The following is a 23900-nucleotide window of genomic DNA, read 5'->3' as shown; positions in this document are numbered from 1 at the left end:
ATGCGCGCCCGTGACCCGGGCAGCCGGGCGCTGCGGCGACTGCCGTCGCCGGTCCAGCGTCGCGTTCGGCGGCTGCTCAACTCGGTGGTCCCGATCCTGCAGTGCGGCCTCGCCGCCGGATCGTCCTGGTGGATCGCCACCGTCGTGTTCGAGCATCCCGTCCCGTTCTTCGCGCCGATCGCGGCGATCATTTCCCTCGGTCTGTCGCTGAGCAAGCGATGGCGACGGTCGGTCGAGCTGGTCGGCGGGGTCGCCATCGGGGTGCTCATCGGGGACCTCCTAGTGCGCTACTTCGGCTCGGGCGCCTGGCAGATCGCGGTCGCGGTCCTCATCGCCATGTCACTGGCCGTGTTCGTCGACAACGGCCCGATCATCCCCATGCAGGCGGCGTCCTCGGCCGTCCTGGTCGTCGCGGTTCCGATCACCGGAGCGGGCTTCACCAGGGCGATCGATGCGCTGATCGGCGGCCTCGTCGGCGTGCTCGTCGTCGTCATCCTGCCCACCAATCCGGCCCACCGCGCGCGGCTCGACGCCGCCCGGATCCTCGCGACCATGCGCGACACCTGCACCTCGGTGGCCGCCGCGGTGCGCAGCGGCGATCAGGAGGCGATCAGCGCCGCCTACGCCGAGATCAGCGGTTTGCGCGGCGCCTTGGACGTCATGCGCGCCGATATGCGCGGCGGCCGCGAGGTCAGTGTCATCTCGCCGCTCTATTGGAGTTCGCGGTCTCGGATGGCGCGCATCGCCGCGACCGCCGAACCGATCGACGGCGCCGTGCGCAACCTTCAGGTGCTGGTCCGCCGCATCGACGGGATGGCGACCAGGGGCGAGCCGGTGCCCGAGGGCGTCGTCGACCTGATCGAGCAGCTCGGAACCGGATACGAGATGTTGCGCGCCTACATGCTCGCGCCGCCCGGCGGTGAGCCGGACGCGGCCGACGCCGCTCGCGTGCTGCGAGGGATCGTGCGGCAGGCGCGTCCGGAGCTGGTCGCCGACGAGGACGTCAGCGGGGTGTCGACGCTGGCTCAGATCCGGTCGCAGCTGGTCGACATGCAGATGATCGCCGGGCTCTCGCGAACCTCGGCGGTGGCCCAGTTGCACTTGCGGGAGTGATCCGAACCACCCTTGTATATATGCGTAACTACGCATAGGTTTAGCGGCATGGGGCACTCACACGACCATTCGCACGCCGGGGAGATCAGCGGCCACCGCCGTCTGTGGCCGATGGTGCTGTCGGTCGTTCTCATCGGCAGCTTCTTCGTCGTCGAGCTGGTCACCGGCATTCTCGCCAACTCGCTCGCCCTGATCGCCGACGCCGGGCACATGGCCACCGACCTGGTCGCGCTGCTGATGGGGCTGTCCGCGCTGCTCCTCGCGCGCCACGGCTCCTTGACCGCCCGACGTTCGTTCGGCTGGCATCGCGCCGAGGTGTTCAGCGCGATCGTGAACGCCGTCCTGCTGATCGGCGTCGGTGCGTTCGTGCTGTACGAGGCCATTGAACGCATCGGCTCTGATCCGCAGGTCCCGGGCTGGACGCTCATCATCGTCGCGCTGCTCGGCCTGGCGGTGAACGTCGTCGTCATGGTCCTGCTCCGCGCGGACGCCAAGGCGTCGATCGCCGTGCGCGGCGCCTACCTGGAGGTCCTCGCCGACGCCGTCGGCAGCGTCGGCGTCCTCGTCGCCGGGGTGTTCGCGTTGATCACCGGATCGGGCTACGCGGACATCGTCGTCGCCGTGCTGATCGCCCTGTGGGTGGTTCCGCGCGCGATCAGGCTGGCGGCCGACGCGCTGCGCATCCTCAACCAGCAGGCGCCCAACCACATCGACGTCGAGGCCGTGGAGACGCAGCTGGCCGCCATCAACGGGGTCATCGACGTGCACGATCTGCACGTCTGGACGCTGACCACCGGCATGGACGTGGCAACCGTGCACGTGACGAGTTCCGACGACGGTGCGCGCGTGCTCGCGCAGGCGCAGGAGATTCTCGCCGCCCACGGACTCGAACACGCCACCGTGCAGGTGGAGTCCACCGGTGGCGACGGCTGCCGCGACTCCGAACTCAGCTGGTAGGACGGACCAGCAGCCACGGGAGGTGGTGCGGGTAGAACGTCGACCGCGGTACCGCGCGCGGCGTCAGCACCCCCTCGCGCTCCACGAACACCGCGGGGCCGCCGGTTTGGACGGCGCGGCCGGCGATCCAGCGGCGCGCCAGCCCGCTGCGGGCGACGCGAGCGCGCACACCCTGCCCGTGCGGTTCGATCTCGACCGCCCGCACCTCGCCGTCGAAGAGCCGGTGATCGTCCAGGTAGCTCTCGCCGAGCAGCCGCCCGCCGTCGGCCCCGACGTGGCGGGCCCGCCCGACGAGCACCGACGCCGCGTCGTCGCGGATCAGCGTCCGTTCGCGCGCCTGGCCGGTTCGTGCGAGATCGCAAGCGGCCGCACCGACCGGAAGGCGGTGGATGCGGGTCGCCGGCGTCGCCCGCTCGGCCACGTAGGCGACCTCGACCTCGAGCCGCTCGAGCACCATGAGCCGCGCGAGCACAGCGGCCAGGAAGGTGTCCGGCTCGCGGCAATCCCGCGAATCGACTGTCAGGCGCGTCGCGCCGGCCAGCGCGTCGTCGACGAGCGGTTTGACCGCCGAACGGACTTCGAGCAGGGTCCAATCGGTCAATTCCGGCGAGGTCAGAACGGCTGTGGTCACGGCGAATAGCGTAGTAGCGCCCCGGAGGCAGTAGGGTTGGGCGGGATTGGCTGGCGAATAAGGAGTCTGACGGATGCCTGCGATCGTGCTGATCGGAGCCCAGTGGGGCGACGAGGGCAAAGGTAAAGCGACCGACCTGCTCGGCGGGAAACTGCAGTGGGTGGTGCGCTACCAGGGGGGCAACAACGCCGGGCACACCGTCGTGTTGCCGGGTGGGGACACCTTCGCCCTGCATCTGATCCCCTCGGGGATCCTCACACCGGGCGTGCGCAACGTGATCGGCAACGGCGTCGTCGTCGACCCCGGCGTCCTGCTCACCGAACTGGACGGGCTGGAGCGGCGCGACGTCGACACCTCGAACCTGCTGGTTTCGGCCGATGCTCACCTCCTGATGCCGTACCACGTGGCCATCGACAAGGTCACCGAGCGCTTCCTCGGCAATGCGAAGATCGGCACCACCGGGCGCGGTATCGGACCGTGCTATCAGGACAAGATCGCGCGCGTCGGGGTCCGTGCCGCCGATGTCCTCGACGAGAAGCTGCTCGCCGAGAAGGTCGAGGCCGCGCTGGAGATCAAGAACCAGATCCTCACCAAGATCTACAACCGCAAAGCCCTCGAGCCCGAGGCCGTCACCGAGGAAGTCCTGGGCCTCGCCGAAGGGTTCAAGGGCCGGATCGCCGACACGCGTCTGCTGCTGAACCAGGCGCTCGAGCGCGGCGAGACGATCCTGCTGGAGGGTTCGCAGGGCACGTTGCTCGACGTGGACCACGGCACCTACCCGTACGTCACTTCCTCCAACCCGACCGCGGGCGGCGCCGCCGTCGGCTCGGGCATCGGCCCCAACCGCATCACGACGGTGCTGGGCATCCTCAAGGCGTACACGACCCGCGTCGGCTCCGGTCCGTTCCCGACGGAACTCTTCGACGAGGCCGGCGAGTACCTGGCCAAGACCGGCGGCGAGGTCGGCGTGACCACCGGGCGGGCCCGCCGCTGCGGCTGGTTCGACGTGGTGATCGCGCGTTACGCCACCCGGGTCAACGGCATCACCGACTACTTCCTGACCAAGCTCGACGTGCTGTCCGGCCTCGACGAGGTGCCGATCTGCGTCGCCTACGAAGTCGACGGCAAGCGCTTCGACGAGATGCCGATGACGCAGTCCGACTTTCACCGCGCCACACCGGTCTACGAGACGATGCCGGGGTGGTGGGAGGACATCTCCGCGGCGCGCACGTTTGACGAACTGCCCGCGAACGCCCAGAACTACGTGCTACGACTCGAAGAACTGTCCGGTGCGCACATCTCGTGCATCGGGGTCGGACCCGGACGCGACGAGACCATCGTCCGGCGCGAGATCGCCTGAGGCCACGGCCGACCACGACTGAAGGAGACGCGGGCATGCCGATTCGATCGACCGCTCGCGACTACGGTTCAGTGCTGCTCGGTTCGTCGACCGATAGTCAGCTGCATAAGCGAATCCGCACCCAGACGTTGCTCACCACGGCGATCGTCATGGCCAACGTCATCGGCATTGCCGCGGCAGTCGTCCTCGCAACCGTCGGGATCCCGGTGCCGTCGGTGTTCCGATCCGAGCTATGGTGGGTCAACTTCCTCGTCGTTCCCATCTACATCGCCTGTGCGTTGGTCGTCGGTGTGGGGTGGGGGACCTACTCCACCGTGCGGGACCTGCGCTGGGCCATCCGGGGAGACAAGGCCACGGCCCTTGACGCGAAACGGGCCAGGCGCGCGCCCTGGCGCCTGGTGGCGATGCAGAGCACGCTGTGGGCGGGGGGCACCGCGTTGCTGACCCCCTTGTACGGAATAGCCGACCCCCAGCTCATCCCCAAGATCTTGTTCATCGTCGGCTTCAGCGGCACGGTGGTCGTGGCCATCTCGTCGATGCTGATCGAATTCATCCTGCGCCCGGCCGAAGCCGAGCTGCTCGCCGCCGGATTCACCACCGGCCGCCGAATGCGTCTGCGGGGCCGTGCCATCGCGGCGTGGCTGGTCGGGTCCGGCGTTCCGATCATCGGCATTCTGCTGGTGGGGCTGTTCACGGTGATCTTCGGCAACATGCGCAAACAGGATCTCGTGGTGTCGGTCTGGGTGATCGGCGGTGTCGCGCTGTTCACCGGCCTGCTGTTGACCGTGCTGTCGACGACCAGCGTCGTCGGGCCGGTGCGGTCGGTGCAGGAGGGCATGCGCCGGGTCCGGGCGGGGGACACCGACGTCGACGTCCTCGTCTACGACGGGTCCGAACTCGGCGACCTGCAGATCGGTTTCAACACCATGGTCCGCGGCTTGCGCGAGCGCGAACGCATCCGCGACCTGTTCGGCCGCCACGTCGGCCAGGAGGTGGCCGACGCCGCGCTGCGCCACGACCCCGAACTCGGCGGCAGCGAGCAGGTGGTCGCGACGATGTTCATCGACGTGATCGGCTCGACGACATTGGCCGCCACGCGCACGCCGACCGAGACGGTCAGCATCCTCAACCGCTTCTTCGGCGTCATCGTCGACGCGGTCGAGGAGCACCAGGGCCTGGTCAACAAATTCGAGGGCGACGCGGTGCTGGCCATCTTCGGTGCGCCCATGCACCTTCCCGACCCGGCCGGAGCCGCGCTCGCGACGGCCCGGGCGATCGCCGAGGCGCTGCCCGTCGAGGTGCCCGAACTCGACGCGGGCATCGGGGTCGGCTTCGGGCCGGCCGTGGCCGGCAACGTCGGCGCCATCGAGCGCTTCGAGTACACCGTGATCGGCGATCCGGTCAACGAGAGCGCCCGGCTCTCCGAGTTGGCCAAACGCGACCCGCGGCGGCCGTTGGCCTCGGAGGTCGCCGTGTCGGCCGCCAGTCCGGCCGAAGCCGCCCACTGGGAGACCCTCGACGCCGAGGTGCTGCGCGGGCGCACCGAGCCGACGGTCGTGTGCGCGGCCCGCGTGTGACCTGAGACGGCCCGAAAGCCCTGGCCGGACGGCTGTGGTCGTGGTGAGGGCCGTGATGCCAGATCGGGCACCGGCGATCGCCGCGAGGCAAGTAGGATCGTGGCTTATGACTAGCGATTCCACCGCCGCGGCGCCGGCCGTGCTGGGCACCCCGTTGACTGATTCGGCCGTCCGGGTCCTGTTGCTCGGTGCCGGCGAGTTAGGCAAAGAGGTCACGATCGCCTTCCAGCGGTTCGGCGTGGAAGTGATTGCCGTGGACCGCTATCCGGACGCACCGGGACATCAGGTGGCCCATCACGCCGAGGTCATCGACATGACCGACCCGGCAGCCGTCACCGCCGTCGTCGAGAAGTACCGACCGGACTTCGTCGTCCCCGAGATCGAAGCGATCGCCACCGAGGCCCTCGGCGAGATCGAGGCGCGGGGCATCGCACAGGTCATCCCGTCGGCGTTCGGCGTGACGGCGACGCTGGACCGTGAGCGGGTGCGCCGCTTCGCGGACGAGGAACTCGGGATCCCCGTTCCGCCATACCTTTTCGCCAACTCGGTCGATGAGCTGCGCGCAGCGGCCGCCAGCGTCGGCTATCCGTGCGTGGTCAAGCCGATCATGTCGTCGTCGGGCAAGGGGCAAACGATCCTCACCGGCCCCGACGACGTCGACACCGCGTGGGAGAACGCGACCACGAAGGCGCGGGTCGCCAACAAGCGGGTCATCGTCGAGGGGTTCATCGACTTCGACTACGAGGTGACGCTGCTGACCGTCCGCTCGATCGATCCGCGCACCGGCGGTATCGTCACCCAGTTCTGCGCACCGATCGGTCACCGTCAGGTCGACGGCGACTACGTGGAGAGCTGGCAGCCCCAGCCGATGGAGTCGTTCGCCATGGCATCGGCGACGTCGATCGCGGCCCGCATCACCGGCGCGCTGGCCGACGGTCAGGAACTCGGTGGGCGCGGGGTGTTCGGCGTCGAGCTCTTCGTGAAGGGCGACGACGTCTACTTCTCCGAGGTCAGCCCGCGTCCGCACGACACCGGTCTGGTCACGATGGCCAGCCAGCGGCTCTCCGAGTTCGAGATGCACGCGCGGGCCATTCTCGGTCTTCCCGTCGAAGTGACGCTGGCGTCCCCAGGAGCGTCGGCGGTCATTTACGGCGGGCTCGACGAGGAGGGGGTCGGATTCGCCAACGTCGCCGATGCGCTGGCGGTGCCGGAGACGAGTATCCGGCTGTTCGGCAAGCCCAACTCGACCGCGCGGCGTCGGATGGGCGTCGTAACCGCCACCGCCGACGACGTCGCGAGCGCGCGGCACCGAGCGGGCGAAGCAGCTTCCCGCGTCCGGGTCGTGTCCACCGCGAACAGCGACGCGGCCACCGTGCAGATCCCGCAGCCGGCGTCGAAGTAGCGCTCGATGCCGTTTTGGGGTGAGGCCCTCGTCGGTCTCGTCATCGTCGTCGGGCTGCTCGGCATCATCTTCCCGGTGCTGCCCGGCGGCATTCTCGTCGGACTCGCGATCGGCGTCTGGGCGTTCGTCGTCGGGGGGTGGGCGTGGGCGTTCTTCACCGCGGCCGTCCTGATCATCGCCGTCGCCGAGATCGTCAAGTACTACGTCGCCGGCCGGACGCTCAAGGCGGCCGGGGTGCCGAACCGGACCGTGGTCGTCGGCGCGATCGTCGGCATCATCGGTTTCTTCGTTGTGCCGTTCGTCGGATTGATCCTGGGTTTCGTCGTCGGCGCGATGGTCAGCGAACTGGTGCGCGGCTGGAGCGTCGAGCAGGCCTGGCGCGGCGCCTGGGCGGCGCTGAAGGCCGCCGGGGCCAGCATCCTGGTGGAGCTGGCCGGCGCCCTCACCGCGACGGCGATCTGGCTGGTCGGGGCCTTCGCCTTCTAGTCTGCGATACGTGCCTAGCTGCCGTAGAGCTCGTCGATCTCCGCCTCGTGCTGGGCGAGCACGACGGCGCGCTTCAGCGACAGCTTCGGCGTCAGTTCGCCCGTCTCCTGGGTCCAGTCCCCGTCGAGAATGCGAAACTTTTTGATCTGCTCGGCCTGTGACACCTGGGCGTTGGCCTCGTCGACGGCCTCCTGAATCTCGGCGACGAGCCGGGGGTCGGTGCGTGCATCGGCGGCGTTGTTGCGCTGCGCCCAACCCTGGAGCGCCTCCCCGTCGAGCGTGACGAGAGCGGCGATGTAAGGGCGTGCGTCGCCGACGACCATGCATTGGCTGATCAGCGGGTGAGCCCGCAGCCGGTCTTCGAGCTGTGCGGGGGAGACGTTCTTGCCCGCGGCTGTCACGATGATCTCTTTCTTGCGGCCGGTCACGTAGACGAAGCCGTCGTCGATGCGGCCGAGATCGCCCGTGCGGAACCAGCCGTCGGCGAATGCTTCCGCGGTGGCCTCGTCGTTGCGCCAATAGCCCGAGAAGACGACGGGGCCGGTGACCAGCAGCTCGCCGTCGGGCGCGACTCGAACTTCGTGCCCCGTCAGGGCGCGTCCGACGCTGCCCACCCGGTGAGCAGTGGGAGTGTTGACCGTGATCGCGGCCGTCGTCTCGGTCAGACCCCACCCCTCGTACACGGGAACGCCGGCACCGCGGAAGAAGTGGCCCAGCCGCTCGCCGAGCGGACCGCCGCCCGAGACAGCTGCGACGCACCGGCCGCCGAGCGCGGCCCGCAGCTTGCCGTATACGAGACGATCGAACAGTGCGTGTCGGGTGCGCAGCGGAAGCGACGCACCGTCGTCGTCGAGTGCCCGGCTGTAAGCGATGGCGGTCGCGGCCGCAGACCGGAAGATCGCACCTTTGAGCGCGCCGGCGTCGGCGGCACGCTGGGCAGCACCGTTGTAGACCTTCTCGAAGACTCGCGGCACCGACAGGATGAAGTCGGGCCGGAACTCGGCGAACTGCTCCGGCAGTGTCGTCCAGTCGGCCGTGTGGGCGACTGTCACGCCGGCGTCGAAGGCACCGACGGAGATGGCGCGGGCGAAGACATGGGCCAGCGGCAGGAACATCAATGTGCGCCGTCCGGGTGCCAGCAGGTCGCCAAGGGCCGCGCGGGTGGCCTGCGACTCGGCGTCGAGGTTGGCGTGCGTCAAGGTCACGCCCTTGGGGCGTCCCGTGGTGCCGGAGGTGTAGATCAGAGTGGCCACCGACGTGTCGTCGATTCCGCGACTCGTCAGCTCGCTGTCGTCGACCGATGTGCCGCGGCTGATGAGTTCGTCGATCGCGCCGTCGTCGATGCGAATCAGCTCCCGCAGGTCGCAGCCGGATTCGCGGACGACCTTCTCGTGCCGCTGCGCCTCGGCGATCAGCAACTGCGTGCCCGAATCCTCGACGATCCAGGACACTTGTGCCGGCGCGGAGGATTCGTAGATGGCCACTGTCGCGGCCCCGGCCGCCCAGATGGCGTAGTCGAGCAGGACCCATTCGTAGCGGGTTGAACTCATCACCGCGACGCGGTCGCCCGGAGCGACACCGGAGGCGACGAGACCTTTGGCGACCGCTCGGACCTGCTGGGCGAATTCGGCCGCCGTGATCGGAGTCCATCCCGAGGACGACGGTACGAGGAACGGGACGAACTGTGGATTCTCGACTTCGAACCGGAAGACCGACTGGATGCTCATAGCGCTCCTAACTAGAGATAGTTTCTAGAAATATTCCCTAGAAAATGGTTCGCGTCAACGCTGGCATGATGAACGGGCGAGCAGACAAGGAGAACCCGTCATCGCCACCCAGGCCCGTGGACAGGAAACCGAGCGCCGCCTTCTCGACGGCGCGCTGGACGTCTATGCCCGACACGGCTCGGAGGGCTTTACGCTGACCGCCGTCACAGACACCAGTGGCGTCAGCGTCGGCAGTCTCTACCATCACTTCGGTAGCTTCTCCGGCCTGGCGGCCGCCCTCTACAGCCAATGCATGGGAGACCTGCTCGATGCCCTGCTGGAAGCGCTTTCCCGTACCGACGATCCCCGCGAGGGCGTGCGGGCCGTCTGCGGCGCCTACCTGGGATGGGTGGGCGCGCACCGCAGCCGGGCTCACTTCATTCTGGCCTCGCCGCAATCGGTACTGGCTGAACGTGCCGTCGAGATCGCCGAAGCCAAGCGACCGAAGATCGAGGCGATGGGTGAGTGGGTGCGACCGCATATCGAAGCCGGACGTCTCCTGCCGCTGCCGCCGATGCTGCTGGAGATGCTGTTGATCGGACCGCTTGCCGAGACCAGCCGGCGCTGGCTGGCGGGCGTGCCCGGAATCAGTCTCGACGAGGCGGCCGAGATACTGCCCGAACGGATCTGGCAGGCCTTGCGCGCCTGACCGTCACGGCAGCCGGCCGTAGCCGACGAGCCCGGTGATTTCGCCCCGGTCGAATCGGTTGACGCTGATCGAGGTCGGTGGTTCGTTGCCGCCGACGGTGGTCACCTCGTCGCCGTCGATCCCTACGACGATGTTCGTGTGCTGCCCGAAACGGCTCGTCGGGGCGTAGAGGACCGTGTCGCCGATGCGCGGCCGATACGCCGGACCGGCGAAGCGGCCGACCGAGCGGTAGTAGTCGGTCAGGGTCGCGACCCCGGGAATGCGCCACGACCCGGAATTCGGATTGCTCAGCACCACGCCCGCCTCGCGCATCGTCCAGCTGACGAAGTCGGCGCACCACGGCTCGGTGACGCCCTCGGCATAGTGCTCGCCGGGACGCGGATGGTCGTACTGCTGCCTCAGCACGGCGATGACCCGGCGCTGCACCGGGGTCAGCGCTGCATCGTCGACGAGCGGGAAGGGAGCGCGGATTCCGGCCTTTCCCAACCACCCGACCGCGTTTCCGGCGGACATACGGCCGCAATGCCGGATTTGGGGCGGTTTCCACCCCGCCGATGCTACCGACATGCCTGGGCGACACCTGTGAGATCCCTGATCATGGCCTGATTCGAGTAATCCTCGGGCGAGTCGGCCCGAAATAGTCGATGTCGGCCGCACCTGCGGTCGTGTTACCGACTAGGAGGCAATGAAGCCATGCGAAGCAACAAGGCGAACTTGCGCCGAGGATTGATCGCCGCTGCCACCGCCGTCACCATGGCGGCCGCGGGAGCCACTGCTGCCGGACCCGCTCTCGCTGCGAGTCCGGGTGAATTGGAGATTCGCGGGGGGATCGAGTGTCACTTCGGTAAGCGGGGCGACCCGTGGACCAACCTGTGGTACCAGGTCCGGTGGATGACCGTGGTCAACGTCGGGGGAACCACGATGCGAAACGTGACCCTGCAGGAGATCAACGGACCGAGCGTGTTCGTCCGCGAGATCAAGCCCGGCCAGTCCATGTCGAAGTGGAACCCGCGCACCAAGCGGTGGCAGCGGCCCATCGAGTCGCGATGGACCGGATGTATCCCCACCTCGATCAGCGGTTACACGTGGGGTGACACCTACGAGAACCTGGGCAACAACTTCGGCTACTGGAGCACCAACATCGATCGCCGGGCGCGGCCCTGACCGGCAAACCCAGCAGAACGAGACAAACCCAGCACCTACAAGGTGCTGGGTTTGTCCGTAACTGCGGGTATGCGGCGCGCTAGACCTTGCGGACCTTGTCCGGCTCGGAGGCGGCGAGCATCTCCTCGCGCTCCACGACCTTCACTCGCTCGCGACCCTCGGCCGCACCGAGGGACCGCTCGTGCTCGTCGAGGCGGTACCAGCCGTCCCACGTCGTGAACGGAATACTGCGCTCCTCCAGCAGGGAGATGATCGCGTCCTCGGCCGGCTCTTCGGGGGATCCGAGGTGGTCGTTCTTCATGTCCTCGACGATGCATTCGACGGTCTCGTTGGCATCGCCCTTGGTGTGGCCGATGAGGCCGACGGGCCCGCGCTTGACCCAGCCGGTCGTGTACAGGCCCGGGAGGTGGGAACCGTCGTCGAAGATCCGGCCGGCCTCGTTGGGGATGACACCCGCGGCGTGGTCGAACGGGATCTCGGGCAGGTTGTCGGAGAGGTAGCCGACGGCGCGGTAGATCGCGGTGACGTCCCAGTCGGTGGTCCGGCCGGTCGGCTGCACGTTGCCGGTGCCGTCGAGTTCGGTGCGCTCGGTGCGCAGGCCGACGACCTTGCCGTCCTCGCCGAGGATTTCGACCGGGTTCTCGAAGAAGTGCAGGAACAGCTTGTGGATCGCGCCCTGCTTCGGCTCGCGGATCGCGTAGTTCTCGATGATCGTCGCGACCTGGTCGGTGATCTTGCTGCTGCGCCGCGCGACCGCCGATCCCTCGTCGTATTCGATGTCCTCGGGATTGACGACGACCTCGATGTTCGGCGAGTGGTCGAGCTCCTTGAGTTCGAGCGGGGTGAACTTCGCCTGGGCCGGACCGCGCCGGCCGAAGACGTGGACCTCGACGGCCTTGTTGGCCTTGAGACCCTCGTAGACGTTCGCCGGAATCTCGGTGGGCAGAAGCTCGTCGCCGGTCTTGGCGAGCACGCGCGCGACATCCAGGGCGACGTTGCCGACGCCGATGACGGCGACCTTTTCCTCCTCCAGCGGCCAGGTGCGCGGGAAGTCCGGGTGACCGTCGTACCAGGCGACGAACTGCGCCGCGCCGTAGCTGCGCTCCAGGTCGACGCCGGGGATGTTGAGACCGCGGTCGTCGGTGGCGCCGGTGGAGAAGATCACCGCGTCGTAGTGGCGCTTGAGGTCGGTCAGCGTGACGTCGGTGCCGTAGTCGATGTTGCCCAGCAGCCGGACCTGCGGCTTGTCGAGCACCTTGTGCAGTGCGGTGATGATGCCCTTGATTCGCGGGTGGTCGGGTGCCACTCCGTAGCGGATCAGCCCGAACGGTGCGGGCATGCGCTCGTACAGGTCGATGCTGACGCCGCGTTCGGCCAGATCGTCGTGCTTCATCAGGGCGTCGGCGGCGTAGATGCCGGCCGGTCCTGCACCGACGATGGCGACACGCAACGCGCGGGTTTCTGAGCTCATAGCTACTACGGTAAGTGGTCGAGGGCGACTGCCAAAATGGAGGTCGCCGCCGACAGTGAGGTTTGCCTCACTTCGCGGTTGACCTGCGCATCCATATACTGGATCGTTGTGGCAGATTCCCGCGACGATGACTTGGGCCAATCGCCGGACGACGGCGACTCCCGCGGTAAGCCCACACGAGGGCCGATAATCGCGGCGCTCGTCATCGTCGTGATTTTACTCAGCGTGATTCTAATCCCGCAGTTCGTGAACCCGGTCGACGAGCGAGGCGGCGACGACACCGGTGTGCGGCTGGCCATCAACGACCACTACACCGCGCGCAACGCGCTGAACTACGAGGCCTTCGCTGCCGCGACCTGTTCGGCCAAGACCCCGCAGCGCGACGAGTTCCTGACCGTCAACCGGCGCTCTCGCGACGAGCACGGGCCGATCAAGATCCCGGAGATCTCCGCCGTCGCGGTGAACGGAGACCGGGCCAGCGCCACCGTGCACTGGCATTACGAAGGCAAAGACGAAGCCAGGCAAACGGCGCCGACCAGCTTGGTCCGCCAGGACGACCGATGGAAGGTGTGCTGATGAGCTACGCCGGTGATGTGACCCCCAAGCAAGCCTGGGAGCTGCTGGAGAACGACGAGAAGGCCGTGCTCGTCGACTGCCGCACCCGGGCCGAATGGAACTTCGTCGGAGTTCCCGACCTGGAGATCCTCGGCAAGCGGACCGTCTTCGTCGAGTGGACGACCTTTCCCGACGGGCAGCGGAACCCGCGATTCGAGCAGGAACTGCGCGACGCCGGCATCGCCGACGACAACGAGGTGCTGTTCATCTGCCGATCGGGGCACCGGTCGATCGGGGCCGCCGAGGCGGCGACCGCGGCCGGCATCGCCAAGGCGTACAACGTCGTCGACGGATTCGAGGGGGCACTCGACGAGAACGACCACCGGGGATCATCGGGATGGCGGGCGCTCAACCTGCCGTGGCGGCAGTCGTGATACCGCGGCGAGCGGTCGAGTGAGGAGCGAATGGTGAACGACATTTTCGGCCAGCTGCCCGACGGCGTCGGCCCCGACACGATCGCCGTGCAGGGAGGTGTCGCCCGTTCGGCGTTCCAGGAGACATCGGAGGGGCTCTACCTCACCAGCGGCTATGTCTACGACACGGCCGAAGCGGCCGAGCGGGCTTTCAACGGCGAGGAGCCGCGCTTCGTCTACTCGCGGTTCGGCAATCCGACGGTCGCGATGTTCCAGGAACGTCTGCGCTTGCTCGACGGCGCGCAGGCATGCTTCGGCACGGCCAGCGGAATGGCCGCCGTGTTCGTGGCGCTCGGTGCGCTGCTGAAGGCCGGTGACCGGCTCGTCGCCGCCCGCAGTCTGTTCGGCTCCTGCTTCGTGGTCTGCAACGAGATCCTGCCCCGATGGGGCATCGAGACCGTCTTCGTCGACGGAGAGGATCTCCAGCAGTGGGAGGAGGCCCTCGCGGTCCCGACCGCCGCCGTGTTCTTCGAGACGCCGGCCAATCCGATGCAGACCCTGGTCGACGTGCGGGCGGTCTGCGACCTCGCGCACGCCGCCGGAGCCAAGGTCGTGTTGGACAACGTGTTCGCGACTCCGCTGCTGCAGCGCGGATTCGACCTCGGCGCCGACGTCGTCGTCTACTCGGCGACCAAGCACATCGACGGCCAGGGCCGGGTCATGGGCGGGGCCATCCTCGGCGACGAGGAGTACATCTCCGGTCCGGTGCAAACGCTGATGCGTCACACCGGCCCCGCGATGAGTCCGTTCAACGCGTGGACCTTGCTCAAGGGTTTGGAGACGATGCGGCTGCGCTTGGACGCGTCGGTCGGCTCGGCGTTGACGGTCGCGGAGTTCCTCGATGCCGATCAGCGGATCTCGTGGACCAAGTACCCCTTCCTGCCGTCACACCCGCAGTACGACCTGGCGCGCAAACAGATGGCCGGCGGCGGGACCGTGGTGACCTTCGAGATCGCCGACCGCGACGGGGCGAGCGGCAAGGAACGGGTCTTCGAGGTGCTGAACAAGCTGCGTGTCGCGAAGATCTCCAACAACCTGGGCGACTCGAAAACCCTCATCACGCACCCGGCGACGACGACGCACCGCGCGATGGGTCCGGAGGGCCGCCAGGCGGTGGGCATCACCGACTCGGTCGTCCGCATCTCGGTGGGCCTGGAGAACACCGAGGACCTGATCGCCGATCTGGATCGCGCACTGGGCTGACCGGCCACGCCCTCGTCCCGCACTTCCAACACAGCGCAACAGGGTCCAACACGAATCCGTGTTGGACCATGTTGCGCGCTGTTGGAAGTGCGTGCGAGCTAGCCGGCGATCGCCGGATCGGCACCCAAAGCGCGCAGCGCGGTGCCGAATTTGGCGGTCGTCTCGGCCAGTTCGGCCGCCGGATCGGAGTCGGCGACGAGTCCGCCGCCGGCCCACGCGGTGACGCGGCGACGGTCGGCGGAGAGTTCGACGCAGCGAATCGCGACCACCCAGTCGCCGTCGCCGGACGCGTCGGACCATCCGACGGCGCCCCCGTAGAAGCCCCGATCGCCCTCGTAGTCCGCGATCAGCTCGGCGGCGAGCGCAGGCGGTGTGCCGCCCAGTGCCGGGGTCGGCGACAGGGCGAGAGCGAGATCCAGCGACGTGGTGGCCGGATCGTCGAGCGTGGCGGTGATCGGGGTCGCGAGGTGCCACAGTTCCCCGGTCGACAGCAGCGTCGGCTCGGTGGGGGCATCCACCGCCGAACACATCGCGCCGAGCCGTTCGCGGAGGAAGTCGACGACGAAGGCGTGCTCGGCGCGGTCCTTGACCGAGTCCCGCAGAGTCGCGGCGCGCTCGGAATCGACAAGCGGATCCGCGGAGCGCGGCATGGTTCCCGCGTACGGCCGGCACAGCACCTCGCGACCCCGGCGGCGCACCAGGAGTTCCGGGGAGGCGCCGACGATCCATCGTCCGGTGTGGGGCTCGCCCGCCGCGTCGAGCGCGACGGCGAACGCGTTGTGGGCGGCGTTTCCGCTCGAGAAGGCCCCGGCGAGGGCCCGGGGGTCGACCGGTTCGTCGACGGCGAGTTCCAGCGCCCGCGCCAACACCACCTTGGCCACTTCGCCCGCACGGATTCGCTCGACGATCTCGGCGACTCTGCGCATGTGCTCGGCGGGTTCGGGGCGCCGCGCCAGCACCGTCACGTCGTGCCGTTGCGGCCAGACCGGCCGCAGTGGGTTGTGATCGACCAGCAGCTCCTCGGGCTCCCACAGCGCGGGGCGGTCATCCAGATCGAACGGCAGCGCGCCGACGATGCCGCGGATCTGGCCGTCGCGCAATGCCGCCGCGGCCGCCGCGGCGGCCGCGGCGGCCGCGAAAGACCGCGCCGCCCCGATACCGCGCACGGAGCCGGGACGGCCGGAAAGCAGGAAGGTCGGTTCGGGTGTTCCCACTCGCCAACCGTATCGCCGGGCGTTATCCGGGTGACGGACCCCACCGGTTTCGCGACGTAGTGTCTGCCGGGTGGATCTGCGCAGGGACGGGAGCGGTGTGTGACCGGGCAAGAGAGTACGACGGCTATCCGGACCGCTCCGTGGTCCCCGGCGGAAGGGGAGCAGGCCGAGGCCGCAGCGCTCGGTGCGGCCGAAGCAGTCCGCTTCGCCGCGTACTGGAATGCCCCCGATCTTCCTGTCGCTCCCTCGGCCTCCGCCGAATCCGCGGTCCGGTCCGCCGAACGCATGCGCATCAGGCAACTTCTGGGCGGAGCCGTCCACCGCGAGACCTGGGTGGAATCCGTCGACGGATATCTCCACCGACGATGCGTCGACGCGACGGCCGGCGGGCGTGCGCTCGATATCCGGGAATCAATACTTCGCGGCGGAGCCGGCCGGGGGATCGACATCGACGAGTGGCTCTCGGCGATCGCCTCCGCGCGCACCGAACGCGGCTGGTCCGCCGAACAAGCATCCGCGGTGTGCGACGCGGCTGCCAAGGCGTTTCACGTCGAGCGCCAGCTCGTCGCCGAGGGACTGCTGCCCGAAGGCGGACGGATCAGGACCTACGCGGCCCACGACATCGCCGTCGCGGTGCACTTGGCGCACGCGGGCGCCAGACTGGGATTCGCCGACGAGGAGCTGGTCGCCGCGATCCTCGAATCGGCACGGATGAACGCCGCGGCGGTCTTCGCCGATTGGGAGCAGTTCGCGGCCAGCTGGGTCGCCGCGCAGTCCGCCCTGTACGGCAGCTATCCGTGCGACGACGTGTGGCGCGACGCCGTCGAGATCGCCGGTGCGCTCCTCGCCCGGCCCACCAGCCCCTGGGTGACCGTGCCCTTTCCCGGCGCAGACGCCAGGGTGAGTGCTGACGGTGATGCGCATAGCGCCGACGGTGACGCGGATGGCGTCGATGAGATCCGGGCGTCGCCCGTCGACGATGCGGCGCACGGCGGCCACGAATGGGTACGACCGGTCACCGGCGAGCAGCGCGCCGAGCGGGCCCTGCTGGCCGAGCGCGCCGGGCATGCGATCCCGGTGGACCCCGGCGGACCGCTCTACGGTGGACTCGCGCAGGGGCTGGCACTCGGGGCGTTCGATGCCTACGCGGCCGGAGCGCCGTGGAATTCACTGCGGGAGAGCGGGGCGCCGGACCACGCGGTGCTGACCGGCCTGGACCGGGAATGGGGGATCCGCTCCGGCGAGGACTGGTTCGCCACGGCGGCGTCGACGATCGGCTTGCGGGAGTTCACCGACGCCGACGAGCAACTGGCCCGTACCCGCGTCGACGACGATCTGCGCAGGGTGGGGCTGTTGCCGCCGGGCGGGCGCGTCGACACTCTCGCGGGGTACTCGCTCGCCTGGTCGGTCCGGCTGGCCCGGCTCGGCGCGCAGGCCGGTCTCGGCGATCCCGACGAGGCGGCACAGATGATGCTGGCGGCGCGAGACACGGCCGCCCGAGTCTTCGCGTCGTGGACCGAATTCGCGTGCTCGGTGCTCGCCGGGAAGCTCGTCTACGAAGACGTCGACCGCGACGACCTGCTCGGCGGAGCCGCCACGCTACTCACCCGCGACCACAGTCCGTGGCGGGCACTGCCGTTCCCGATCTCCGATCAGGCCGGCCGACGATGACGAAGCACGGACGGAATTCGGCATCTGTGCGCAACGCGGAGGCGGCCGCGGTCGGCGCGTGGAGTCAGTGCCCCTCGGTCTTGAGGCGCTCGACGGCCTCGTCGAGCACCTGCTGAGCCTGCTCGCGGCCGACCCAGCCACCGGGCTGCACTTCCTTGCCCGGCTCGAGGTCCTTGTAGTGCTCGAAGAAGTGGCTGATCGCCTTCACCTCGAAGTCGCTGACGTCGCCGATATCCTGGATGTGGTCCCAGCGGACGTCGTCGGCGGGAACGCAGAGCAGCTTGTCGTCGCCGCCGGCCTCGTCGGTCATCGTGTACATGCCGACGACGCGGGCCTTGACGGTGCAACCGGGAAAAACGGATTCGGGCAGCAGCACCAGCGCGTCCAGCGGATCGCCGTCCTCGCCCAGCGTGTGGTCGACGTAGCCGTAGTCGGCGGGGTAGCCCATCGCGGTGTAGAGGTACCGGTCGAGGAAGACGCGACCGGTCTCATGGTCGACCTCGTACTTGTTGCGGCTCCCCTTGGGGATCTCGATGATGACGTCGACGGCCACGGTTGTTCCTCTCGTTGGTCGGCTCAAAACCGGTTCAACGATACTGTTTATCCCTAGCGGGTCCGCAACGGACTCGGGAACTGACGCGGAGGTAGTGGTGAGCGGCACGAGCAAGCGGGGCGGCGCGCTGCGGGCGACCCTGGGCGGGGTGCTGGTCGTAGCCCTGCTCGGCGGCGGCGGGGTGGTCGCCGGCCGGACGCTGATGGCCGGTGACAAAGTTCCCGACGGCACGCCGCCGCGCCCGGAATTGATCACCCCGGCCGCGCAGATCCACCCGGTCGATCCGAACGCGCCGGCCCCGTCGACCTCCGGTTTGGCGATGGCGCTGGCGAAGGTGTCCAACAGTCCCGATCTCGGCGAGCTCACCGGTCAGGTCTCCGACCCGATCACCGGCACCGTGCTGTGGGAGAAGAATCCGGGCAAGCCGCTCATCCCGGCGTCGAACGCGAAGATCCTGACCGCTGCCGCCGCGCTCGTCGGCATGCCGCAGGACCGCCGCATCACGACGACGGTCGTCGCCGGAACCGACGGACAGGTCATCCTGCGCGGTGCAGGGGATCCGACGCTCTCGGCGCAGCCGGTCGGGGCCGCCACCTTCTTCACCAACGCCCCCCGGATCGCGGACCTCGTCGAGCAGTTGCGCACCGCGGGCGTGAAGCCGACGTCGGTCGCCGTTGACCTGTCGTTGTTCACCGGACCGTCGATGGAGCGCACCTGGGACCGCCGCGACATCGCGGGCGGCGACATCACGCCCATCAAGTCCCTCATCGTCGACGGCGGGCGGATCGACCCGCTCGACGAGTACTCGCCGCGCACGGCGAACCCGGGGATCGTCGCCGGCCAGGAGCTGGCCAAGGCACTCGGGGTGAAGGGGCCGGTCAAGCAGGTGCGCGCGTCCGAGGGCGCCAAGGTGCTCGCTTCGGTGAAATCCGCCCCGCTGGCCACCCGCGTCAACGACATGATGCGCTTCTCCGACAACGTGCTCGCCGAGACGCTGTCCATCGAACTCTCGCTGTCCGCCGGCGGTCCCGCGACGCTGGCTGCCGGGGCGGACGCGGTGGTCAAGACGCTGTCCGACAAGGGGTTCGACACCACCGGCGTCACGTTGCGCGACACCTCCGGTCTCTCCTACGCGAACCGGGTACCAGCGCGCGTCCTCGACGACATGATGGCCGGCATCGCCGGGCCGCGGTATCCGCAGCTGCGGGTGCTGCTCGACGGGCTGCCGGTCGCCAACGGCACCGGCACCCTCACTGAGCGGTTCAATCCGCGCAAGACTTCCGGGGCCGGCTGGGTGCGCGCCAAGACCGGGACGCTGACGGGGGTCAGTTCACTCACCGGGATCGTGCAGACCGTCGACGGTCGCGTGCTGGCGTTCGCGCTGATGTCCAATGGCACGGAGCCGGAGCAGGCCCGTCCGGCCCTCGACGCCGTCGTCGGCAAGATCCGCGATTGCGGGTGCCGGTGACCGGGAGCGAGGCGCAGCGGGCGAGCGCGCCGGATCTGAGCCCGGACGGGGACTCCGGCCCGGCGATCGACTGGGGCGTGGCCGCGGGTGTCGGCCGACGCCTGTCCCGGGGCGGTCCGGCGATGACCGAGTACACGCGGGAGCAGGTCTATGCCGAGCTCGCCGACGCCTCCGCCCGTGCCGAGGGCCCGGTCCGCGAGGTCACCGGGCTGGCCGACGGCCTGGCCGTCCCGGCGGCACGGGTCGTCGACCGGGGGCAGTGGATCGACGCGGCAGCCGACTCGATGAACTCGATGCTGACCGCGGCCGCACGGCACGACGCCGACGATGCCGCCGATCCGTCCGCCGACGGGGACGGCGGCGGTCTGTTGGCCACGCTCTCGGCGAAGGCGGGCGGGGTCCAGGCCGGGGGATTGCTGGCCTTCCTTTCCGGTGCGATCCTCGGCCAATACGACCCGTTCACCCCCGACCGGGCGACCGGCGCGGACGGGGTGCTGCTCCTGGTCGCGCCCAACATCGTCAACGTCGAGCGCAAGCTCAAGGCGGTGCCTTCGGACTTCCGGCTCTGGGTGTGTCTGCACGAAGTGACCCACCGGGTGCAGTTCTCGGCGAATCCGTGGTTGCGCGACTACATGGTCGAGAACCTCGCGACGCTGACCGCGGCGGGGGAGGAGAGCACCGCCGAGCTGGTCGGGCGCCTCGCGTCGGCGGTGCGCAGCGACAAGCCGCGCGAACCCGGCGTGCTCGGGGTGATGCAGCTGCTGCAGTCGCCCGAGCAATACGACGCCTTCACCAACCTGATGATGCTCGGCACTCTCCTGGAAGGGCACGCCGACCATGTCATGGACGCCGTCGGACCGGCCCACGTGCCGACGGTCGAGCGCATCCGCGCCGGATTCGACGCGCGCCGCACGGCACCGCGCAATCCGATTGCCCGGCTCATGCGCGCGCTCATCGGGATGGACGCCAAGATGGCCCAGTACATCCGCGGCAAGGCCTTCACCGACCACGTCGTCGGGGCGGTCGGCATGGCGCGTTTCAACACCGTTTGGGCCGGGCCGGAGACGCTGCCCCGGCCCGACGAGATCGACGAGCCGGACCGGTGGATCGCGCGCGTGCTCTGACCGCCGCGGTCGCCGCCTTCGCCGACCGGTATCTCGAGGGGCGGCGCAGTGTCTGCGTCGCGCTGTCGGGCGGCCCGGATTCGCTGGCGCTGACCGCCGCGGCGGTGTGCACGGACCTGAACGTGACCGCCCTGATCGTCGACCACGGTTTGCAGCCGCGGTCATCGGCCGTCGCCCGGGAGGCGGCCGATGCGGCGGAAGGGCTCGGAGCCGGCGCGATCGTGCTGCCCGTCACCGTCGGCACCGACGGCGGCATGGAGGCTGCCGCCCGCACGGCGCGGTACGCCGCCCTTGAGGAGGCGCGGGCCGGGCGACCGGTCCTGCTCGGGCACACCCTCGACGACCAGGCGGAGACGGTGCTGCTCGGCCTGGCCCGCGGATCGGGGCCCACGTCGCTCTCGGGGATGCGGCCGTGGCGGGCGCCCTGGGGCCGTCCGCTGCTGGCGCTGCGGCGCGCCGACACCGTGGCCGCGTGTGCGCAGTGGGGGCTGAGCCCGGTGGCCGACCCGCACAACACCGATCCGCGGTTCACGCGGGTGCGGGTGCGCACCGAGGTCCTCCCGCTCATGGACGAGGTTCTCGGCGGGGGCGTGCGGGAGGCGCTGGCGCGTACCGCCGACCTGCTGGCCGCCGACAACGAACTGCTCGACGAGCTGGCCGGCGAACTGGCCCGGACCTGTGTGGCCGGCGACGGGTTGGCGGTCGGGCCGCTGGAGCAGGCCCCGGCCGCGTTGCGCACCCGGGTGCTGCACCGGTGGCTGGGGGCGATTCGCGGCGCCGACGATGCCGAGTCGGCCCGGCCCCCTCGTGCCGGGCCGACCCAGCCGGTCGTCGCCGCTGTCGACGCCCTCGTCAGCGACTGGCGGGGTCAAGGGCCGGTCGCCGTCGGCGGCGACCAGAGTTCCCGCGTGGTCGTCGAGCGCGTCGACGGTGTCCTGCGGCTCGCGATTCAGCCGCGCGGCTGAGGGCGCAGCAGGTGCTGTCCGAACCAGGACAGTGCGCGTTCGTTGTCCACCTGGTGCGGGAACGAGTGGTCCATGCCCAGCCCGGGGACGGTGGCGGGCAGTTCGAAGACGAGGTGCCGCACCGGTGTGCCGCGCGCCCGCCACGAGCGGACCAGGCCGGCCTGGTCCGCGAACGGGACGACGTCGTCGTTTCGGGCCGAATGCACCAGGACGGGCGCCCGCGGGGCGACCCGCCCGAGGCGCTGCGCTGCCGCCCACCGGGCGAAACCGGGGATGGCGAGCAGCGCTTCGACGACCGGGCGGCCGTCTGCGGTCAGCCGCGACGGCGGCAGCAGGCCGTAGGCGGCGGCCGCATCGGGCAGGCACATGTGCGCGACGCGGCGCAAGAACTCGCGTCCGGCCGGGCTCAGCACCGCGTCGATCGGCCCGCGCAGTCCGGGCTCGGTCGCGATTGCGCTGTTGGCCGCCCAGCCGGCGGTGGGCAGGGCGATGACGCTGCGCGTGCGCAGCGCGGCCGCGACGTCGCGCGGGGGTGCCCCGCTGTAGACCGCGCGCAGCGGCAACGCGGGAGCGTAGGAGGGTTGCAACTCGGCCGCCGCGCCCGCGGCCGCACCGCCCTGGGAGTACCCCCAGAACCCCACCGCTCCCGTCGGTCCGGCGGCAGCGGCGCCCGCCCGGACGGCATCGATGACCGCGCGGCCCTGCTCCACCCGGTTCAGATAGGTGTGCGTTCCGCGTTGGCGCATGCCGAGGTAGTCGGGCACGACGACCGCGTAGCCGCGGGCGAGCAACAGTGCGACGCTGGACGCCTCGTAGCCCACCTGCCCGCCGGCGCCGGACACGGAAACCGGCGTCGTGAACGCGTAGGAGGGCGCACAGCGATCGCCCTGGCCATAGGTGCCGACGGCCATCCCGACCAACGGTCTGCGGCCCGGCCCGGGCCACGCTGACCGCGGAACGAACAGGCTCGCGGTCATGGTCCTGCGGCGCTCGTGCGAGTCGCGCGTGACGAGCGTGAGCAACCGGGCCGAGGCCATCGCGGTCAGGGGTGACGACAACGGCGCCGACCGGATGAGCGTCCCGGGAGCCGTGGGGGCCGCCGAGACCGCGGGGAGCGCGGCCGCGCTCAGCCCCGCCGCGCTCGCGACGGCTGCGGCGAATACGCGTACGCGAAAACGGTGGTTCACCGGCTGCCCTCGCGTTGCCGGTGCCGCGCGAGATCGAGATGAACGAACTCCTCGATGATCGACGAGACCCGGTCGGGGCGCTCCAGCATCGCGGCGTGTCCGCAGCCGAGTAACCACTCCTGGCGGACCGGGGCGAGCTTCTCGTTGAGGGTGCGGCCGGCCTCGCTGGACAGGATGGTGTTCTCGACGCCCCAGATCGTGCAGATCGGGGGCGTGGACGCCGGCAGCCCCTCGATGTCCAGGCGGGCCAGCGTGCCCAGGTCGTCGCCGATGGTCTCGCCGAGCGCGGCGAGCCCGCCCGGCCGGCGCATGCCGTCGATCAGTTGTCTCGCGGCGGGCAACCGGTCGGCCAGTGAGGGATCGGAGAACCATTGGCCCACGACCCGGCGGGCGGCGGGCCGCGGCGACCCGAAGCGCCGGACCGCGTTGCGCACCGGCCGCGGGATCCGCGCGGAGGGACCGACGAGCCATCCGTAGCCGCCGTGCCTCGCGGTCTGCTCGGTGAGCGGATTCATCAGCACCGCTCCGGCCGGGCGGTCGTCGGATCGGAGCAGGTGGGCGACGATGGCGCTGCCCAGGCAGTTGCCGACCAGTACCGGACCGTCCAGTCCGGCGTGGGTGAGGAAGGCCGCGAGCATGTCGCGGTAGCGCGCAACCGAATAGCCGGAGTCGGGCACGTCGGAGTCGCCGTATCCGAACAGGTCCAGGGCGTAGACCGGATGCTCCTCGCCGAAGTAGGCGATCTGCTCGGACCAGAGGTGCCGCGACGCGCCGGCGTTGTGCAGGAACACCAGCGGGGGCGCTTCGCCGGCATGCTCCTGACCCGCGGCGGTGTACGCGATGCGCATCCCGTCGAACTCGAAGTACTCGTCGGCCATGGCTTCCCCCTCGACTGGACCGCTGAGGCCCGT

Annotated in this window: 22 protein-coding genes and 2 pseudogenes; 16 read left to right on the top strand and 8 right to left on the bottom strand. The window is 69.6% G+C overall.

The genetic code is table 11. The features are described from left to right. On the top strand, nucleotides 1–1113 hold the full coding sequence (locus GOARA_RS10260) for an FUSC family protein (protein ID WP_007322292.1): 1113 nt from the start codon (nucleotides 1–3) through the stop codon (nucleotides 1111–1113). A 48-nt stretch (nucleotides 1114–1161) separates the two neighbouring features. Then, nucleotides 1162–2070: a cation diffusion facilitator family transporter gene (locus GOARA_RS10255; protein WP_007322291.1), complete on the top strand. Its 909-nt coding sequence runs from the start codon at nucleotides 1162–1164 to the stop codon at nucleotides 2068–2070. Here GOARA_RS10255 and GOARA_RS10250 read toward each other — a convergent pair. Beyond that, nucleotides 2060–2701 carry a hypothetical protein gene (locus GOARA_RS10250; protein WP_007322290.1) on the bottom strand — a complete coding sequence of 214 codons (642 nt, stop codon included), beginning with the start codon at nucleotides 2699–2701 and terminating at the stop codon, nucleotides 2060–2062. The genes GOARA_RS10255 and GOARA_RS10250 overlap by 11 nt on opposite strands. A 73-nt stretch (nucleotides 2702–2774) precedes the next feature. On the opposite strand from GOARA_RS10250, the gene GOARA_RS10245 reads away from it, so the two are divergent. The 4 genes and pseudogenes from GOARA_RS10245 (at nucleotide 2775) to GOARA_RS10230 (ending at nucleotide 7526) form a co-directional block, all read left to right on the top strand. After that, a complete protein-coding gene (locus GOARA_RS10245) occupies nucleotides 2775–4061 on the top strand; it encodes an adenylosuccinate synthase (RefSeq protein ID WP_007322289.1) in 1287 nt (428 codons plus the stop codon). Nucleotides 4062–4096: 35 nt separating this feature from the next. Next, on the top strand, nucleotides 4097–5638 hold the full coding sequence (locus tag GOARA_RS10240) for an adenylate/guanylate cyclase domain-containing protein (protein WP_007322288.1): 1542 nt from the start codon (nucleotides 4097–4099) through the stop codon (nucleotides 5636–5638). 106 nt (nucleotides 5639–5744) lie between these two features. Then, nucleotides 5745–7028 (top strand): annotated as a pseudogene (purT, locus tag GOARA_RS10235) (formate-dependent phosphoribosylglycinamide formyltransferase); the annotation flags it as partial. An 18-nt stretch (nucleotides 7029–7046) separates the two neighbouring features. Beyond that, a complete protein-coding gene (locus tag GOARA_RS10230) occupies nucleotides 7047–7526 on the top strand; it encodes a DUF456 domain-containing protein (protein ID WP_007322286.1) in 480 nt (159 codons plus the stop codon). Between the two features lie 14 nt (nucleotides 7527–7540). Here the strand turns inward: GOARA_RS10230 and GOARA_RS10225 are convergent, their stop codons facing one another. Further along, nucleotides 7541–9253 (bottom strand): AMP-dependent synthetase/ligase, encoded by a 1713-nt coding sequence (locus tag GOARA_RS10225; RefSeq protein ID WP_007322285.1) that lies wholly within the window; start codon nucleotides 9251–9253, stop codon nucleotides 7541–7543. A 100-nt stretch (nucleotides 9254–9353) separates the two neighbouring features. On the opposite strand from GOARA_RS10225, the pseudogene GOARA_RS20750 reads away from it, so the two are divergent. Together GOARA_RS20750 and GOARA_RS10220 are read left to right on the top strand one after the other, a co-directional pair. Next, nucleotides 9354–9518 (top strand): annotated as a pseudogene (locus GOARA_RS20750) (TetR/AcrR family transcriptional regulator); the annotation flags it as partial. A gap of 27 nt (nucleotides 9519–9545) precedes the next feature. Further along, entirely contained in the window at nucleotides 9546–9941 is a 396-nt protein-coding gene (locus GOARA_RS10220) for a hypothetical protein (RefSeq protein WP_007322284.1), read from the top strand. A 3-nt stretch (nucleotides 9942–9944) separates the two neighbouring features. Here the strand turns inward: GOARA_RS10220 and GOARA_RS10215 are convergent, their stop codons facing one another. Continuing rightward, the gene (locus GOARA_RS10215; protein ID WP_007322283.1) at nucleotides 9945–10454 is read right to left on the bottom strand and encodes a CHAP domain-containing protein; all 510 of its coding nucleotides are present in this window, start codon (nucleotides 10452–10454) and stop codon (nucleotides 9945–9947) included. 180 nt (nucleotides 10455–10634) lie between these two features. Here GOARA_RS10215 and GOARA_RS10210 point away from each other — a divergent pair, with 180 nt between their 5' ends. Then, nucleotides 10635–11105, top strand: coding sequence for a hypothetical protein (locus GOARA_RS10210; RefSeq protein ID WP_007322282.1), 471 nt, complete (start codon nucleotides 10635–10637; stop codon nucleotides 11103–11105). A 79-nt stretch (nucleotides 11106–11184) separates the two neighbouring features. On the opposite strand, the gene GOARA_RS10205 is transcribed toward GOARA_RS10210, so the two are convergent. Continuing rightward, nucleotides 11185–12576, bottom strand: a complete 1392-nt coding sequence (locus tag GOARA_RS10205) for an FAD-dependent oxidoreductase (RefSeq protein ID WP_007322281.1) — start codon at nucleotides 12574–12576, stop codon at nucleotides 11185–11187. Between the two features lie 108 nt (nucleotides 12577–12684). On the opposite strand from GOARA_RS10205, the gene GOARA_RS10200 reads away from it, so the two are divergent. From GOARA_RS10200 to GOARA_RS10190, 3 genes are read left to right on the top strand one after another with little or no spacing between them, the layout of a single operon-like run. Next, entirely contained in the window at nucleotides 12685–13152 is a 468-nt protein-coding gene (locus GOARA_RS10200) for an Rv0361 family membrane protein (protein ID WP_007322280.1), read from the top strand. Then, nucleotides 13152–13565, top strand: a complete 414-nt coding sequence (locus tag GOARA_RS10195; protein ID WP_040522683.1) for a rhodanese-like domain-containing protein — start codon at nucleotides 13152–13154, stop codon at nucleotides 13563–13565. Before GOARA_RS10200 ends, GOARA_RS10195 begins: the two co-directional genes overlap by 1 nt. A 30-nt stretch (nucleotides 13566–13595) precedes the next feature. Then, entirely contained in the window at nucleotides 13596–14807 is a 1212-nt protein-coding gene (locus tag GOARA_RS10190; RefSeq protein ID WP_007322278.1) for an O-succinylhomoserine sulfhydrylase, read from the top strand. A 98-nt stretch (nucleotides 14808–14905) separates the two neighbouring features. Here GOARA_RS10190 and GOARA_RS10185 read toward each other — a convergent pair whose 3' ends face one another. After that, nucleotides 14906–16021, bottom strand: a complete 1116-nt coding sequence (locus GOARA_RS10185; protein WP_050947239.1) for an isochorismate synthase — start codon at nucleotides 16019–16021, stop codon at nucleotides 14906–14908. Nucleotides 16022–16120: 99 nt separating this feature from the next. Here GOARA_RS10185 and GOARA_RS18975 point away from each other — a divergent pair, with 99 nt between their 5' ends. Then, nucleotides 16121–17692 carry a DUF1266 domain-containing protein gene (locus GOARA_RS18975; protein WP_007322276.1) on the top strand — a complete coding sequence of 524 codons (1572 nt, stop codon included), beginning with the start codon at nucleotides 16121–16123 and terminating at the stop codon, nucleotides 17690–17692. Between the two features lie 64 nt (nucleotides 17693–17756). On the opposite strand, the gene GOARA_RS10175 is transcribed toward GOARA_RS18975, so the two are convergent. Beyond that, nucleotides 17757–18245 (bottom strand): inorganic diphosphatase, encoded by a 489-nt coding sequence (locus GOARA_RS10175; protein WP_007322275.1) that lies wholly within the window; start codon nucleotides 18243–18245, stop codon nucleotides 17757–17759. Nucleotides 18246–18339: 94 nt separating this feature from the next. Between GOARA_RS10175 and dacB the strand changes: the two genes are divergently transcribed. Genes dacB through tilS form a run of 3 tightly spaced genes read left to right on the top strand, consistent with a single transcriptional unit; the run spans nucleotide 18340 to nucleotide 21802 of the window. Continuing rightward, the gene (gene dacB, locus GOARA_RS10170; protein WP_007322274.1) at nucleotides 18340–19713 is read left to right on the top strand and encodes a D-alanyl-D-alanine carboxypeptidase/D-alanyl-D-alanine endopeptidase; all 1374 of its coding nucleotides are present in this window, start codon (nucleotides 18340–18342) and stop codon (nucleotides 19711–19713) included. Beyond that, nucleotides 19710–20837, top strand: a complete 1128-nt coding sequence (locus tag GOARA_RS10165) for an Rv3626c family coenzyme F420 biosynthesis-associated protein (RefSeq protein WP_373277744.1) — start codon at nucleotides 19710–19712, stop codon at nucleotides 20835–20837. Before dacB ends, GOARA_RS10165 begins: the two co-directional genes overlap by 4 nt. Next, nucleotides 20816–21802: a tRNA lysidine(34) synthetase TilS gene (gene tilS, locus GOARA_RS10160; protein ID WP_007322272.1), complete on the top strand. Its 987-nt coding sequence runs from the start codon at nucleotides 20816–20818 to the stop codon at nucleotides 21800–21802. Before GOARA_RS10165 ends, tilS begins: the two co-directional genes overlap by 22 nt. Here tilS and GOARA_RS10155 read toward each other — a convergent pair. Then, entirely contained in the window at nucleotides 21787–22989 is a 1203-nt protein-coding gene (locus GOARA_RS10155) for a lipase family protein (RefSeq protein WP_007322271.1), read from the bottom strand. The two genes, tilS and GOARA_RS10155, sit on opposite strands and share 16 nt — an antisense overlap. After that, nucleotides 22986–23867: an alpha/beta fold hydrolase gene (locus GOARA_RS19830; protein ID WP_007322270.1), complete on the bottom strand. Its 882-nt coding sequence runs from the start codon at nucleotides 23865–23867 to the stop codon at nucleotides 22986–22988. The genes GOARA_RS10155 and GOARA_RS19830 overlap by 4 nt, the downstream gene beginning before the upstream one ends. Nucleotides 23868–23900: the final 33 nt, after the last annotated feature.

Source organism: Gordonia araii NBRC 100433 (assembly GCF_000241265.1).
GTDB classification, from domain to species: Bacteria; Actinomycetota; Actinomycetes; order Mycobacteriales; family Mycobacteriaceae; genus Gordonia; species Gordonia araii.
The sequence above is the reverse complement of the archived record's forward strand: the minus strand, read 5'-3'. Positions and strand labels throughout refer to the sequence as shown.

What these genes read in the sequence shown, in the direction of transcription:
- GOARA_RS10240 (WP_007322288.1), top strand. Translation starts at nt 4,097, where the DNA reads ATGCCGATTCGATCGACCGCTCGCGACTACGGTTCAGTGCTGCTCGGT.
- GOARA_RS10245 (WP_007322289.1), top strand. Translation starts at nt 2,775, where the DNA reads ATGCCTGCGATCGTGCTGATCGGAGCCCAGTGGGGCGACGAGGGCAAA.
- GOARA_RS10255 (WP_007322291.1), top strand. Translation starts at nt 1,162, where the DNA reads ATGGGGCACTCACACGACCATTCGCACGCCGGGGAGATCAGCGGCCAC.
- GOARA_RS10225 (WP_007322285.1), bottom strand. Translation starts at nt 9,253, where the DNA reads ATGAGCATCCAGTCGGTCTTCCGGTTCGAAGTCGAGAATCCACAGTTC.
- GOARA_RS10260 (WP_007322292.1), top strand. Translation starts at nt 1, where the DNA reads ATGCGCGCCCGTGACCCGGGCAGCCGGGCGCTGCGGCGACTGCCGTCG.
- GOARA_RS10190 (WP_007322278.1), top strand. Translation starts at nt 13,596, where the DNA reads ATGGTGAACGACATTTTCGGCCAGCTGCCCGACGGCGTCGGCCCCGAC.
- GOARA_RS19830 (WP_007322270.1), bottom strand. Translation starts at nt 23,867, where the DNA reads ATGGCCGACGAGTACTTCGAGTTCGACGGGATGCGCATCGCGTACACC.
- GOARA_RS10210 (WP_007322282.1), top strand. Translation starts at nt 10,635, where the DNA reads ATGCGAAGCAACAAGGCGAACTTGCGCCGAGGATTGATCGCCGCTGCC.
- GOARA_RS10205 (WP_007322281.1), bottom strand. Translation starts at nt 12,576, where the DNA reads ATGAGCTCAGAAACCCGCGCGTTGCGTGTCGCCATCGTCGGTGCAGGA.
- GOARA_RS10215 (WP_007322283.1), bottom strand. Translation starts at nt 10,454, where the DNA reads ATGTCCGCCGGAAACGCGGTCGGGTGGTTGGGAAAGGCCGGAATCCGC.
- GOARA_RS10195 (WP_040522683.1), top strand. Translation starts at nt 13,152, where the DNA reads ATGAGCTACGCCGGTGATGTGACCCCCAAGCAAGCCTGGGAGCTGCTG.
- GOARA_RS10230 (WP_007322286.1), top strand. Translation starts at nt 7,047, where the DNA reads ATGCCGTTTTGGGGTGAGGCCCTCGTCGGTCTCGTCATCGTCGTCGGG.
- GOARA_RS10220 (WP_007322284.1), top strand. Translation starts at nt 9,546, where the DNA reads ATGGGAGACCTGCTCGATGCCCTGCTGGAAGCGCTTTCCCGTACCGAC.